General features: G+C 35.6%; 15 protein-coding genes. 13 read left to right on the top strand and 2 right to left on the bottom strand.

The window, feature by feature from the left end; genetic code table 11:
- The first annotated feature begins 17 nt into the window (after positions 1-17).
- From DW963_RS11595 to DW963_RS11545, 11 genes are all read left to right on the top strand, one after another.
- Complete coding sequence (locus DW963_RS11595; protein ID WP_012740127.1) at positions 18-590, top strand: indolepyruvate oxidoreductase subunit beta; 573 nt, start codon at positions 18-20, stop codon at positions 588-590.
- A gap of 24 nt (positions 591-614) precedes the next feature.
- The gene (locus DW963_RS11590; RefSeq protein ID WP_117915921.1) at positions 615-1301 is read left to right on the top strand and encodes a LytR/AlgR family response regulator transcription factor; all 687 of its coding nucleotides are present in this window, start codon (positions 615-617) and stop codon (positions 1299-1301) included.
- On the top strand, positions 1298-2602 hold the full coding sequence (locus DW963_RS11585; RefSeq protein ID WP_117915919.1) for a sensor histidine kinase: 1305 nt from the start codon (positions 1298-1300) through the stop codon (positions 2600-2602). Before DW963_RS11590 ends, DW963_RS11585 begins: the two co-directional genes overlap by 4 nt.
- A 116-nt stretch (positions 2603-2718) precedes the next feature.
- Positions 2719-3342 carry an accessory gene regulator B family protein gene (locus DW963_RS11580; RefSeq protein ID WP_158567426.1) on the top strand — a complete coding sequence of 208 codons (624 nt, stop codon included), beginning with the start codon at positions 2719-2721 and terminating at the stop codon, positions 3340-3342.
- The gene (locus DW963_RS11575; RefSeq protein WP_117915915.1) at positions 3326-3454 is read left to right on the top strand and encodes a cyclic lactone autoinducer peptide; all 129 of its coding nucleotides are present in this window, start codon (positions 3326-3328) and stop codon (positions 3452-3454) included. Before DW963_RS11580 ends, DW963_RS11575 begins: the two co-directional genes overlap by 17 nt.
- 89 nt (positions 3455-3543) lie before the next feature.
- Positions 3544-3969 (top strand): hypothetical protein, encoded by a 426-nt coding sequence (locus DW963_RS11570; protein WP_117915913.1) that lies wholly within the window; start codon positions 3544-3546, stop codon positions 3967-3969.
- The gene (locus tag DW963_RS11565; protein WP_147347600.1) at positions 3953-5344 is read left to right on the top strand and encodes an NHL repeat-containing protein; all 1392 of its coding nucleotides are present in this window, start codon (positions 3953-3955) and stop codon (positions 5342-5344) included. The genes DW963_RS11570 and DW963_RS11565 overlap by 17 nt, the downstream gene beginning before the upstream one ends.
- A 72-nt stretch (positions 5345-5416) precedes the next feature.
- Positions 5417-7558, top strand: coding sequence for a hypothetical protein (locus DW963_RS11560; RefSeq protein ID WP_117915909.1), 2142 nt, complete (start codon positions 5417-5419; stop codon positions 7556-7558).
- 269 nt (positions 7559-7827) lie between these two features.
- Entirely contained in the window at positions 7828-9015 is a 1188-nt protein-coding gene (locus tag DW963_RS11555) for a hypothetical protein (RefSeq protein ID WP_117915907.1), read from the top strand.
- A gap of 40 nt (positions 9016-9055) precedes the next feature.
- A complete protein-coding gene (locus tag DW963_RS11550; RefSeq protein WP_117915906.1) occupies positions 9056-10681 on the top strand; it encodes a hypothetical protein in 1626 nt (541 codons plus the stop codon).
- A gap of 65 nt (positions 10682-10746) precedes the next feature.
- Complete coding sequence (locus DW963_RS11545) at positions 10747-11265, top strand: hypothetical protein (RefSeq protein ID WP_147347599.1); 519 nt, start codon at positions 10747-10749, stop codon at positions 11263-11265.
- A 62-nt stretch (positions 11266-11327) separates the two neighbouring features.
- Here the strand turns inward: DW963_RS11545 and DW963_RS11540 are convergent, their stop codons facing one another.
- Positions 11328-11822 (bottom strand): QueT transporter family protein, encoded by a 495-nt coding sequence (locus DW963_RS11540; protein ID WP_117915901.1) that lies wholly within the window; start codon positions 11820-11822, stop codon positions 11328-11330.
- A gap of 229 nt (positions 11823-12051) precedes the next feature.
- Here DW963_RS11540 and DW963_RS11535 point away from each other — a divergent pair, with 229 nt between their 5' ends.
- A complete protein-coding gene (locus DW963_RS11535; protein WP_117915899.1) occupies positions 12052-12534 on the top strand; it encodes a hypothetical protein in 483 nt (160 codons plus the stop codon).
- Complete coding sequence (locus DW963_RS11530) at positions 12534-12803, top strand: DUF1294 domain-containing protein (protein WP_117915897.1); 270 nt, start codon at positions 12534-12536, stop codon at positions 12801-12803. The genes DW963_RS11535 and DW963_RS11530 overlap by 1 nt, the downstream gene beginning before the upstream one ends.
- A gap of 142 nt (positions 12804-12945) precedes the next feature.
- On the opposite strand, the gene DW963_RS11525 is transcribed toward DW963_RS11530, so the two are convergent.
- Positions 12946-13773, bottom strand: coding sequence for an amidohydrolase family protein (locus DW963_RS11525; RefSeq protein WP_117915895.1), 828 nt, complete (start codon positions 13771-13773; stop codon positions 12946-12948).
- Positions 13774-14252: the final 479 nt, after the last annotated feature.

The raw sequence follows: 14252 nt of genomic DNA, 5'->3' as shown, positions 1-14252 counted from the left end.
CTGAAGGGAGATTCAATATGACAAAGAATATTATGATAGTTGGTGTTGGCGGACAGGGAACACTTCTTGCCAGCAAGATGTTAGGATATGTATTATTAAAGCAGGGATATGATGTTAAGGTTTCAGAGGTACACGGAATGAGCCAGAGAGGCGGTTCAGTTGTAACTTATGTAAGATATGGCGAAAAGGTATATTCACCGGTAATCGATAAAGGTGAGGCTGATGTTATCATCTCATTTGAGCAGTTAGAGGCTGCAAGATGGGTTGAATTCTTAAAGAAGGACGGAGTTATCATCACCAATACACAGAAGATGGAGCCAATGCCTGTAATTACAGGGGCAGCAGAGTATCCGGAAGGACTTATCGAGAAGCTTACAGCAGCCGGTGCCAAGGTAGATGCGAAGGATTTCCTTGCACTCGCTGAGGAGGCAGGTTCTTCTAAGGCTGTTAATATAGCACTTATGGGAAGATTCTCAACATACTTCCCTGACATAACAGACGAACAGTGGCAGGATGCCATAGAGAAAAATGTTCCTGCTAAATTCCTTGAGCTTAACAGGAAGGCATTTGAACTGGGAAGAAATGCTTAGATAATACACACAGGGGGAAGGCATTTGACGAGATTTACTATATGTGATGATGAGCCTGGGCATGGCGAATTAATAAGCAGATATATAAAGACTGAATATGCAAAGCATGTTTCAGAGACTGATATAGCAGAAGTTGTGGTATATCAGTCTCCGGAGAAAATGCTTGAGGAAGCAGTAGAAGATACGGATATATTCATACTTGATATTGAGTGTGGAACGGTGAATGGATTTGATATTGCAACGAGGATACATGAACGAAAGAAGGATGCAGGGATAGTATTCTGTACTTCACATGATAATTATGTGTATCAGGCATTTGGTTTCAGACCAATAGGGTTTATAAGAAAAAACAATATGAAAGATGATATTGTGCATACGATGTACAATATCATGAGTTATCTCGGAGAAAAAAAGAAGATACTTGTAATTGAAGATGGTGACATAATAAGGCTTTCGGATGTTGTAGCAGTAAATGTGATAAAACATAATCTTATATTCAAAGGCGAGAATGGTGAGAGAAAAATAAGAGCGAACTTAAGTAAGTATGAAGACAAACTAAAACCATTAGGATTTATTAAAATATCATCAGGAGAGATGGTTAATAAGGATTATGTAAAAGAAAGAAAAAGAGATAATCTTATTATGAAGGATGGTACAAGCTATCACATAAGCAGGAGCAGAGTCGATGAGATAAGGAGAATGTTTATATGATGCATATAATATTTGAAAATGTCATAAATCTGTTTCAGAGTGTGGTTGTGACAGTATTCCTTATGGCTAGTCTTGGATGTAAGGATAAGTATAATAAGAAATGCATAGGCATAATCGGGATAGTTACCACATTCATATATCTTACAGTATCTAATCATATTGCATATTTTGAGAGTGTGGGAATATACATATATATGATTTATTCTCTTATATTCAGCTTTTGGGTATTGGGCGGTACTATTATTGAGAAGCTATTCTATAATGTTATGATGATAGGTTGTCTGGCTGGAAGTGCATTATTAGGTGTTGGTTTAATATCACTGGTTATAAAAAAAGACTTTCTCAATGCTATTCCATTCGGTACAGCTTCTAGATATGTAAGTGGTATACTGGTACAGTTATTACTTATGTTGTTTCTGGGATTCTTTATAAAATTAAAGAAGGTTTTAAAAGAAAAAGATAATAAATATATGTTTACTATGTCAATGATACCAGCAATTTCAGTGGTAATATGCTGTTTTATGATATATCGTTCAGATAAGAGTTATGAAATGAATGTGATATATACATATGTAGCTGTAGTTGGTATAGTAATAGTTAATGTGATTAGTATATTACTGCTTATTATGGAACAGAAATTATATGAACAAAAGATACGGCAGCAGGTTATGCTTAGTGCATATCAGCAGAAAGAGAAAGATATAGAATCAATACTTGATATGCAGAAGCAGAACAGTAAGCAAAGACATGACATTAAGAATGTCCTGATACTTATCAGTGAGCTTATTCAGGATGAGAAGTATTCAAAGGCACTTGAGGTGCTTGATAAATACCGTACAGGCTATAAGAACATTAATGTTACAGAGATTGTAAGTAATAATATTGTACTTAATTATTTGTTGAACAGAAAGATTAACGAGTGTCGCAATAATGGAATAGATATGGGGTGTTATGTACTGGGAGATATTGAGGGTATTGATGATATGGATCTGTATATACTTCTTGAGAATCTGTGTGACAATGCTATTGAAGCGGCAGGACAATGTAATAATTCGACAATAAGGTTACAGATATCGGAGGATAAGGAGAAGCTGTATATAGATATAGGCAATACAACGTCAGGCAATGTATTAAAGAGTAATCCTGATATGAATACAACTAAGAAAGATAAAGATTTGCATGGCTTTGGAATTATGAATATCAGGGATATTATTGATAAATATAATGGAACTATCAATTATGAAGGACAGGGAGATAATTATCTAATCTGCAGATGCATACTGGAAAGAGTTTGTCAATAGCTTTTTTGAAAATAAAAATGTGCAGATTATGCCATATATTACCAAATACGCCAAACTACTTTTTTAAAAAATTAAATCAGCTATAATCAATGTATAAAGTGAAAGGAATTATGTATATGATTCATTCAGTTGCATTGGTTATAGCTGATTTTTTTGTGTCTAAGGATGTGATTACTGAAGAAGAAAGAGAAGTGTGTGCATATGGAGTGGAATTAATAGTAGCAGGAATTATAAGTGTAATACTGGTACTTATTATAGGATTAATAACGGGTAATATATGGTATGCAATTGTATACAACATAATGATGATTGTCATAAGGAGGTATACGGGTGGATATCATGCGGATACGCATCTGGGATGTAATATATGTTATTGTGGAGTTTTTCTAATTTCATTGATTATACTTAGAATCCAGTTGCTTGTTAAAGGAGATGTTCTGACATGGATTATAGCCGCAGCAGGATATCTGATAATCGTACTTAATGCACCACTAGAACATCATAATAAGAGGCTTACTTTTGAACAAAAGCACAAATATATGATTATAAGCACTGTCTTAGGAATATCATCTATGCTGATATCATTTATGTTAAATATTATGGGCATGGTCATAAGATATGGGGAATATACAATCTTATGTCATATAAGCCTGTATATTAATACAATGCTTCTGATAATAGGACTGTTGCTGTTATTAGGCATGCGAAAGGAGGGTAGATTTCATGAAACAGATTCTTAAAGGAATGGCAGAAGCAGCTAAGAAGGTTGCTAAGACTTCTGTTAATTCTGCATCGTTCTTTACAATATATCAGCCGAAAGAGCCTGATATGTTAAAGAAGAAAGAAAAGTAGTAACAGTGTAAGTAATTAATTACACAAAATAACTAAAAGCTGTTGACACTAGACGCGTCAACGGAATATACTTTAAGGAGGAATTTGGTATGAAAAAGGTTTTATCAATAGTTACTTTAATTATGGCGTTAATTATGATTATTCCAACAAATGTGTTTGCTTCGGAGAATGACAATGGAATAATGCTAACTGAATATGATGGTAATGAAAACTTTAATCAAAATTTTACATTATATGACACGCTATGGGGAATTAGACATGAAATTCATATGAATGTATATTTTGAAATTAGTTATGAGTATGAAGAGGATTCATGGTCAAGAATAAAGGATTATACAATACATATTAATAGTTTGGATATTGATGGCAATGGGGTTTCATATAGCGTCGAAGATACTTATTTGGGCATGTCTGCTGTATATAAAATAGTTAAAATCAATGATAGTCAATTGGTTAAAATCGGCATGTCTGTAGATAATTATGGGGATGTGAATGTATATGCGCAGCTTATTTAGAAAAACTAAAAGTTTTACAATGATAGCGTTAAGTATATCAACAATATTATGTGGATGTACAACGGCTAAGGATGCAGACAATCATGTTACGCAGGAGCAGACAATTAATTACACATATAATCATGATTTATATGAAAAATCTGTGAGCAACAGTGCGGCATTTACTGATAACGGATTCATTTTTTTGACAAATGGAATTCTGTATTTTTATGATATGACTGATAATGAAGCAGTTCCGATGTGTCCGGATATGACATGCTCACATAAGGATAGTAAGTGCAAAGCATTTGCAGCAGATAAGATGGATTATGATCCATATGACTTAAATGGTGTATCAGTAAATTGTCTTGGTAATATGGTATGGTATAAGGATAATCATATTTATATGATAAAAAGGGACGAGTCTGGCGATTATCTTATGGAATATGATGAAAAGTTTAATAATGAAAGTAAGGTAGCATGTCTTGCGTCAGACGGAAAGATTGTGGGAATAGCATCTGCGAATACTTCAACGGTGGCTGCCATGCATGAGAATTACCTGTATTATTATTCTGTACAGCCAACGAATGCACAGAATCTTGTTGAGGATGATTACAATACTAAGGTGAGCTGTAACAGAATTGCAATTAATGGTAATTCTAAAGTGGAAGAATTAGGCAGCTTTATATTTCCAATAGATTACGAATTGTTTAATATGGCATGCTGTAAGGTATGCGTCGGAGATAAGTGTGTATATTATATAGCCGGTGGAGATACAAGATATGGTTCAAAGAATACTCCGGTGCAGTACAGAATCTACAGATATGACATCTATAATGGAAAATTTGAGGAAAAGCTTAACATTAATACTGATAATGCAACAGATATACTTGGCAGTCAGACAGGCATAATAAGTAAAGTGACTTATATAACAGCGGATGATAATGATTCGTTATATATTGTTACAGACAATAAGCGGATTATTAAAGTATCAGTTGATGGAAAAACAGAGGAAATATATAACAATCCGGAAGCATTGGAAATATCATCACTAAGATATATTAACGGGGATATATATTTCTATGAGGCTTTACATAATGAAGGGAATATAAAGGCTGTAAATGCGGATAAACAGGTAGTGTGGACATGCAGTTTTGCTGGTGACGGATCAAGCGATGGAACATTTTCCGGCATAGAAATTAAAGGTATTGATAACAATAATATCTATGTAGGAATGCAGCGTAATAATGCAAAAGGATGGAAAAATAATAATATCGAATTTTTTGATAATAAAGTTGAACCATATGTGAATACATATTCTGTCTACGCTATAGATTTATCTGATAAAGATATGCAGGGAAGTACTGCAAAAAAAATATATCAATGGAGTAAATAATAAAATGCCAGTCTTTCGTGAAAACGGTAAGGCTGGCATTATGTAAATTGAGAGGGAACAAGGGGGATGCGAATGGAATTAGTTAAGGTAATATCTTTAAAAAGAATTCTGACAGCAGTTCTCATAATTGTGCTTAATATAGTTTTATTCTGCATTATTAATAACGGACAGTATTCATACAAAATATATGATAATATGCTGAAAGAATATAACAGGGAATTAAATGAGGGAAATATAAGTGATTATCATGGATATATAAGACAATATGAATCAGATAATCCTGATATTACAGATAATGAACAGTATATAGAAGCTAAAACGCTCTTTTCTGAAAAAGTGGAATTTGTCAGAAATTATAAGATTAATATAGAGAATAAGCTGGCGAATATAGACAGATATAAAAATAATGCCATGTATGCACAATCAGGGGAAAGCAGACTGGAATTAATAAAGACACAGAATGATTTGCAGAAGGCATATGATTATGATGTCGATTATAGTAGTGATGTATGGCTGAGAAGTATAGCAGAATATAAATATATGGGATATTTTATTATTGTAATAATGCTTATATTTATCTATGGAATGCAGTCAGACTCGAAAAAATTGCAGTACATTATAAAAAGTGCTCCTAATGGAAGAATGATATTAGAGCTGAAGCGTATAATCGTGCTGCTTATACTGTCTATTGCTGTAGTGCTATTATCGTATACAGCGATTACAATGACTTCATTATTTGTATATAATGACTGGAGTTCAATAAATGGAATGTCTGGGTCGGATTCAGAAATTTATCTTGTTTCTATGGGGATGAGCAGATTGGGATTGGTTTTGACTGTTGCTTTTAAGACAGTGGCAGTTACATTTGCAATGTCAGTATTTTTATATGCTTTAATTAATTTATTTGATAATAAGAATATAGGTCTATCATTTTCTGTAATGATAGTTGGAATAGAACTTCTGCTTGCTAAATTGATTTCAGCAAAAAGCATATTCAGAGGTATTAAATATATTAATATCAGTAATCTTGTAGATAATACAATATGGTTTAAATATGAGAACTGGGGTTACACATATTTTATAAGTGATGTACAGGAGAGCACAGTATGGGTAGGTTTGATAATAATATTATTATCAACGATGATGGCTTTTGCATGTAGTCTCAAAAAGACACAGCGAAAGGCAGGGGTTATCGAGAGGCTTCTTGGGAAAATCAGCCTACAGTTTAACAGGATATTTTCAAATTTTCCTGTTTTTATGAAGGAATTGTGGAAAATTCTGATAAAACGGCGGATGCTGATAGTGTACTGCCTTATGATTGTTATAGTCAGCAGTTATACATTTGCATATAAGCTCAAGTATAATATGGTTGAAAGTACGGTGTATACATTTTGTCAGAATAATAGTGCCTTATCAGAAAGCGGATTATATAGTCTGGAGGAAGAACTCATACAGGAATATCAATTAATGCAGGCAGAGAAAGACAATAATGCACAGATGGTAATACTTAATCATGAAATTAATCTGGTTCATTATGTAAATGAAAAGCATGATGACGGTGTAAATGTTTCTCTTATAAATCAATATGCATATAATAAATTATTTGATGAAAGACAGCGTGATAATAAGGAACTATTGATGTGCATATGTCTTATAACAGCATGCCTGCTTAATGTAGGAGTAATTTCATTTGAAAAGGACGAGAATGTTCTTGCATTGGTAAGGACAGGAAGGAACAGAAAGAGGTGGATAATAAGGAAGCTGCTTATTAATGCAGTGGTTAATACAGTAATGTGTGCAGGTGTATATTGTTACTATTATCATAATGTTACCAAGGTGTTAGATATTCAAAGGTATGATATATTAATTCAAAGCATTCAGGCATTTGCAGATTATCCTTTTAACATATCTGTAAGGGGTTACATAATTGTTAATATAGTGACGGCTATATTAGGAATAAATATATTTGCATCAATTGCTACATATTTGTCGGCAAAAATTAATTACAGAGTGGGCGTGTTAGCGTGTCTGTCCATAAATGTTCTGTATTATATTTATAAAATAGGTGTTAATGTACTGCATTATTATACATTTCCGGGAATTGTAACATATATTGATTTTTATGGTGGAATATCGGTTCTGCAAATATGCATAATAGTTGGAGTGGTGCTTGCCGGAGTGATTCTTAATTCAAAAGTTGTAAAACTTTTTTGATTAATGAAAGATTTGATATATGTTACAAAAAGTGACATAATAATCTTAATAAGATATCCGTGGGAATATCATATAGGGGGATTACATGAGAAGTGCAGCAGTGGGGTTAATTATTATTATGTCGTCGATTATGCTTGTTTCCTGTAAGGGAAAAGCAGGTAAGACAATATTCAAGACACATTTTTAAGAAGAATTCAAGCAAGGGAATACCGCTCATTATAGTTGTGAATACGATTGTTTTATTTTTGGTTATGCGGGGGTGAGGCTGTGTGAATAAGAAAAGGTGTTTTATAATTGCAGCATGTGTAGTTATTGCAGCAGGATTGGCGGCAGTTTTATTAATTAAAAAAGCCGGTAGTAATAAGTCTGTTAATATAGGTGAGTCCGGCAATGAATCTGAGGAACAGAGTTATTGGAGAACGGATTCGCATGGTGTATGTAAGGCAGAATCAGGATATTATTATCTGCAGTATAATGATAATAAGATGCTTACAATGATTAGATATATGGATGGCAATACGCATAAAACGACACCTGTCTGTGCAAAGGCAGAGTGTATGCATGATTCATCAGACTGTAATGCCATGCTGGGAAATGATTATATGTCTACACAGATTCATTATTACAAGGGAAATATATATGTTGTAAGAGTGGATAATGGAATGGCAAAGCTGGTCAAGATTGCTAAGGATGGCAGCAGCAGGGAAGATGTTGCTGAATTGTTCGCTAATAATGGAACTACATCTGTTTCACTTGCATTTCATGATGATTGTGTTTATGCATATGATCATATAGGACATACAGGGGCTGTAGACAGCAATAAGGATGATAAAGAAATTATTGTGAAGGTGGAGTTGTCTACAGGAAAATCAAGTGAAGTGTTTTCTTATCCGGGAGCATATAATGCAATATATGGAGCAAGAAGTTTCGGTGATAAGCTGTTTTTCCAGATATTTAACTGTTCAATTGATGCTAAGACTATGAATGTAGATATGACTTACCAGTTATATTATTATGATTATGCAACGGAAAAAAGCGATAAAGTGTCTGATGAAAATATTTCTGATTATTATGTTGATACGCAGAATAACATGCTCTATTATTTTGTGACAGGTAAAGGACTGTATGCAAGAAAGCTTAATGAAAATACGGCTTCTCTTTTATATAAGGCTGATAGTGATATTATAATTGCATCGTTATCATATGACGGTAGTTATATATACATGTGTAATGGTGGAATAGCGAGTGCGACTAATCTCAGAGAACAGACGGATGAAAAGATATTTGTTCTTAAGACTGATGGAACGCTTATTAATACAATAGAACTTGATAACAGCAAGATGCGCAATCTTTATTTTGGTGACGACAAATATCTGTTTTTTGAGTATGATGGCAGGCTTGTATACATTGATAAGAGTAATATTGCAGGTGATGTGAGTATAGTTCCTGTGGAATAGTTATTAGCATGGATTCTTGTTATGGGTAAGAGGGCGTGATATGAATGAATTTAGAAGGCTTATAAACAGGAAAATTATATTTGTTTTTGCAGCATTTATCATGCTAAATGTAGCTTTTTATGTATATCAGCAGGCAAGAGGCACGGGGCTTAGGAATTTGAACTTTAGTTCAAGGCAGATGCAGTGGCTGGCAGATATTTATAAGGATTATCAGACGGATGAAGCTATGGAAGCTGTAAGGTCAGATATACAGACGATTGAAATGTACAGGCAGGCTGATTCTCTGGCACAGGATACAGAACTGCTTTATGATGGTACATCCGAGGTTTTGAAAAGATATTGTGGATTATCAGAGCATAACCAGAAGTTGTTTTTAGATACGCTTAAAGAACTTGAGATACAGCTTGAATATATAAGTGAATATCCGGAAGATATTAAGATGATACAGGAAAATGCACAGCAGCTTATGTCTTTTTCGATTTTTTCAGATAAGAACAGTTTTACATATAATAATATTATTAAGACTGCAAAGGATTTTTCAAAGGTATCTGAAGTTTCTCTTTATATTGTTGATAACAACAAGGCTGTGGAAGGGCTGGTAAATTATTATTTTTCATTTTATTTATCACTTATCATGATGGTTTTTATAATATATGGTTTATCAGGAGAACGGGATAATGGAATGTGGGAAGTTGTTCATTCGGCTGGGAATGGCAGATTAAGGCTTGCGCTGCACAGACTTATGGTTATAACGGGAAGCGGCGTGATAGTTACAGTAGGTTTGTATTTTTCCACATTTGCAGCATCGTTATTTTTATATGGCGGGGCAGATTCGCTTTCGGCACCGGTTCAGAATATACAGGCATTTAAAAGGTTTGCTATGCCGATGAGCCAGATTGGTTATGTTATGTATGATTACGCTTACAGTACGCTGGCTGTAATTGTGCTTAGTATGGTTTTATGGGCTGTGTTTGTGCTTAACAGGAAACGCAGCCATGCAATTATAATGACTGTTTTATTTGCAGGACTTGAAGTGTTTATGTATTTCAGAATAGACATTCACAGTGTATACAGCGCATTTAAACAGTTTAATATTGTACGGCTTATGAGAGTTAATGAGATTATAAGTACATATGCTAATCGTGGAAAGGGCAGCTTTGTTATATCTGAATCGGCAATTATGTTCTGTGTTCTTATTGTTATATTATGTATCGCAGCTGTGGCTGCAGTGTCGGGAACTGTGGTAATGCGTCCACAACAGAAAAGGTCGGTATTTACAAAGGTTCTGGATAAGATATATGAAGGATATCAGCACATTTTTTCTAAGATGCCGGCTGTGGTTAAAGAATTACATAAACTGTTAATTACAAGCAGGGGCATTACGGTTATACTGGTGCTTCTGGCGATTGTTATTTATTTTGTTGGCTACGGCAGGATGACTTTTTCAGACAGTATGAAACAGTGTGACAGGATATATCTGGAGAGTGGTGGTGCAGATTATTCACAGATAGAGGAACTTGTTAATGGGCGGAAAAATGATTATGTAAATGCTGTAGAGAAAGCGGCTGAGGCTGCCGCGAAATATGAGGCGGAGAGCTTGAGCCAGAGGAACTTTCTAAGATTAATGCAGAGGTTTATGTATATGCGTCAAGGTGTTCTTCTGTAAGGGAGTTTGAGGAGAAATATCAATATCTTACGGGGCTTGAAGCGGATACTGGCATCCACGGGTATATGATGTCTGACAGGGGATATGAGGAGATTTTCGGCAGGTATTCAAAGGTGCGTGAAATGGTGCTTCTTATAGCACTTCTGGTTGCTGTTGTGATGATTGTATCTGAAAATATTGGAATTGAAAACAGAACAGGAACTAAATATATAGTTAATGCAGCGGGCGGAAGAAATGAAGTCAGGGTTAAGAGAATAGTGGCTTCTTTATTGTTAAGTATTGTTCTTTTTGCCATTGTGTATGGGACGGATATGTTTTTCCTTAGCAGTTATTATGGAATGCCATATATTCAGGCTCCGCTTATGAGTCTTATGTTTATGCGGGGATGCGGTCTTGATATTACTATTGGGACATTTATTATAATCCGTTTAATTGTAAGGCTGGCAATAATGCTTATGGTATACGCAGTTACATATGTTTTATGCAGCTTTCTGCAGGGGATACGAGCAAGGGCGGTATCGATGCTCATAATTATAGCGGTAATTGTTTTTGTAGCTGTTATGGGAAATATAAGTATGTGGTAGAAAAATGATGAGACCCCCAAAAGTCTAACTTTTGGGGGCCGGTACATCTGCTTTATTATATATTAGCGTTCATCACCGAATATTACATGTCTTACTGGTGTAAGTGCATATAAAAGTATCATTCCGATAATTCCGCATACGATTATCTCGCCAGCACCAACTGTAACGAAGAACATTGCAAATATGCCCTCTGAGCCATAAGCAAATTTAAGTACGAATGGCACGATGATTGTGTTAGCAACAATTGGTGGAACTGGGGCAAGCCACTTATGCTTTCTTAACAGGTATGTTCCGATTGCACCGATAAGTGTTGCAATACTTCCAAATACTACATCCCATACGATTGCACCACCAAGGATGTTAGCAATTATACATCCAACGAATAATCCTGGGATTGCTGCAGGTGTAAAGTAAGGCAGTATTGTAAGTGCCTCTGCGATTCGAAACTGGACTGGTCCAAAACTGATGTAGTTAAAGATTACTACAAGTACTACATAGATTGCTGCAATTACAGCGGCTTGTGTGATGAATTTCACACTCATTCCTTTTTTCTTCATATTCAATTATCTCCTTTAGTTTTGTTTTGCGTGTGGAAGGTCTCGAACACACGATATGCTGTATATTAACACAGCCTGTGTAGTTTAGCAGATTATCATGCGATTGGCAAGTACAAATATATATTATCATATGTCCATGTAAGCTGGATGTAAGTTTCATGTTGTATAATTATGGTAAATAAAGAAACACATTTTTAATAAGATGCATTGGAAAAGGAGGGCAGGATTTATGGATGATAAAAATGTTGTTAAGAAAAGGGTGACTCTTATTATTGCATTTGCAGTATTTCTGCTTGCAGTCATTGTTATTATAGTGCTTATTAAACCAGTGATTTTCAAGGTTAAGGATAATAACAGGGCAGAGGTTTCGGAGCAGACACAGAAGGAGGCTGAAGAGTATCTTAAGGTATATTACCGTAGTCTTGTGATTGATAAGTGCGAAATGAGTGTAGAGGAGTATGAACCTGAGACAAATTCTGAATATATCAGTTATGTAAAGGCGGGAGATGAGGCGTATTCATATGCATCTTACGTATTCTATGGTACAATGGATACACCAGATGCGAAAGGAGACAGCGTCATAATCTATATGTCGAACAGTGTGAAGTCGCCATATTACTCAATTAATGGCAATGACAAGTGGAATATGTCAATTGTTCAGAATAAGCCAGACGGCGCAAAGACTTGGAATTATGCGTTTACAGAGAGGTAATGCTTAAGATTATAGGAATATATTTATTGATTATTAATGTAGTAACATTTGCTTTGTATGGAATTGATAAGTGGAAAGCGATACACAACAAATGGCGCATAAGGGAGGCAACTCTTCTTATTACAGCGCTAATCGGCGGTTCGCTTGGAGCTTTTATTGCAATGCAGATGTTCAGACATAAGACAAAAAAGTGGTATTTTAAGTATACGGTTCCTGCGATGCTGGTTGTGCATGTCGCTTTAATGGTTTTATTAGTAGTGAAAATGTAGTGTATCGTAAGGCGCAGGCTTGAATGCGGGGCTTGCGTCTATGGGAAAATATGATTCATAATGTCATTTTTTATATGATTCACGCAGGTTGTTTAGAAATTGGCAGCCTGCGTGAATTTTGTATCCGCAAAAGAGTATGGGACTATAAATTAAGGAGCGTAACCGCATTTTTACCAAGTATTGCATCGGTATCTTTTTCTGAAAATCCACATTCCTTTATAAGTTCCACAGCGTCTTTCTGGTCGTCCCAAGGGCTGTCAGAGCCGAATAATATGTGGTCGGCGCCATGGGTGAGAACCATTTTCTTAAATTTTTCTATTGGAAGGCTCGCATTGTGGTTGAGTTTTTTGATGCATGATGATGTATCCAGGTATACATTTTTCATGTAATCTTCTTCTAATATGCCGGCGACTTCGTTCCATTGTCCCCAGCCACCCATGTGTGCGAGTACGAGTTTTTCAGGCTTTACTTCCTGAATCATTGTGGCAAGTCTGTCTACGCTTGACTCGTCGCAGCCTGGAAAACTCACATCGAAGCCAGCATGTATAAGTATTATAAGTCCGAGCGATGACGCATATTCGATAAGTCTTAATGATTGCATATCATCTATATTGGTTTTCTGGAACACGGGGTGCAGCTTGATTCCCTTGAAGCCTTTGTTGGAAAGCCAGTTCAGTATTTCTCTAAAATTCTCACAAGCTGGGTGTATTGCCCCAAATGAAATCAGCCCGGTTGTCTTACTTGTTTCATTAGTCTTTAAAGCAAGTGTATTGATTGTGTCGCACTGATTAGGCTTGGTTGCCACGGGAAGCAGTACGGAGTAATCAATGCCTGCCTTTTTCATGGATTCTTTAAGTGAGTCCACTCTTCCGTCAAGATAGTTATGGATGCCGCCACTGTGGGCTAATGTACCAACAGCCCTGTCAGCGAGTTCATCTGGAAATGTATGTGTATGAAAATCTATTATCATAAAACCTCCATTCTTGCGCTGCTTCTTAGCGCATTTCAAGTTTGAGCGAAGCACAAATCGTGTGTGTGAAAAATTACATTTTTCACACCTGCCTCCTTTTGCGGGTGGAGCTGTCCGCTGATATATATATGATATCCATTCAGCTTCAGAGTATGCAAAATTGCCATAAACATATTGGCATTGCTTAATTATGTATATATTTGTGTCTGAAAATCAAGTGTTTTTTGAGAGGATGTTCTAACTCCAAGGTGGAGGGTGGCAAATTGGACGTTAGAGTGGTGAGAAGGCAGGATGAAGTCCAAAAGGAGAGCGAGAGTATGGCGGATTGGACGCTGAAGTGGTGGGAAGGCAGTAAATAGGCAGGAGGAAGTCCAAAAGGGAGGCCGAAGCGCGGAGAATTGGACGTTGAAGCAAGGCGGCAAAATGAAAGGAGTTAAACTATGGAAATATTATATAAAGTTCATAACAATTTATATGTT

Origin of the sequence: Eubacterium sp. AM46-8 (assembly GCF_003466705.1) — a bacterium.
In the GTDB taxonomy this organism is placed as follows: Bacteria; Bacillota; Clostridia; order Lachnospirales; family Lachnospiraceae; genus Lachnospira.
Note: the sequence above shows the minus strand (reverse complement) of the source record. Positions and strands in the feature narration are given on the sequence as shown.

What these genes read in the sequence shown, in the direction of transcription:
- DW963_RS11595 (WP_012740127.1), top strand. Translation starts at nt 18, where the DNA reads ATGACAAAGAATATTATGATAGTTGGTGTTGGCGGACAGGGAACACTT.
- DW963_RS11585 (WP_117915919.1), top strand. Translation starts at nt 1,298, where the DNA reads ATGATGCATATAATATTTGAAAATGTCATAAATCTGTTTCAGAGTGTG.
- DW963_RS11580 (WP_158567426.1), top strand. Translation starts at nt 2,719, where the DNA reads ATGATTCATTCAGTTGCATTGGTTATAGCTGATTTTTTTGTGTCTAAG.
- DW963_RS11575 (WP_117915915.1), top strand. Translation starts at nt 3,326, where the DNA reads ATGAAACAGATTCTTAAAGGAATGGCAGAAGCAGCTAAGAAGGTTGCT.
- DW963_RS11570 (WP_117915913.1), top strand. Translation starts at nt 3,544, where the DNA reads ATGAAAAAGGTTTTATCAATAGTTACTTTAATTATGGCGTTAATTATG.
- DW963_RS11565 (WP_147347600.1), top strand. Translation starts at nt 3,953, where the DNA reads ATGCGCAGCTTATTTAGAAAAACTAAAAGTTTTACAATGATAGCGTTA.
- DW963_RS11560 (WP_117915909.1), top strand. Translation starts at nt 5,417, where the DNA reads ATGGAATTAGTTAAGGTAATATCTTTAAAAAGAATTCTGACAGCAGTT.
- DW963_RS11550 (WP_117915906.1), top strand. Translation starts at nt 9,056, where the DNA reads ATGAATGAATTTAGAAGGCTTATAAACAGGAAAATTATATTTGTTTTT.
- DW963_RS11545 (WP_147347599.1), top strand. Translation starts at nt 10,747, where the DNA reads ATGATGTCTGACAGGGGATATGAGGAGATTTTCGGCAGGTATTCAAAG.
- DW963_RS11540 (WP_117915901.1), bottom strand. Translation starts at nt 11,822, where the DNA reads ATGAAGAAAAAAGGAATGAGTGTGAAATTCATCACACAAGCCGCTGTA.
- DW963_RS11535 (WP_117915899.1), top strand. Translation starts at nt 12,052, where the DNA reads ATGGATGATAAAAATGTTGTTAAGAAAAGGGTGACTCTTATTATTGCA.
- DW963_RS11530 (WP_117915897.1), top strand. Translation starts at nt 12,534, where the DNA reads ATGCTTAAGATTATAGGAATATATTTATTGATTATTAATGTAGTAACA.
- DW963_RS11525 (WP_117915895.1), bottom strand. Translation starts at nt 13,773, where the DNA reads ATGATAATAGATTTTCATACACATACATTTCCAGATGAACTCGCTGAC.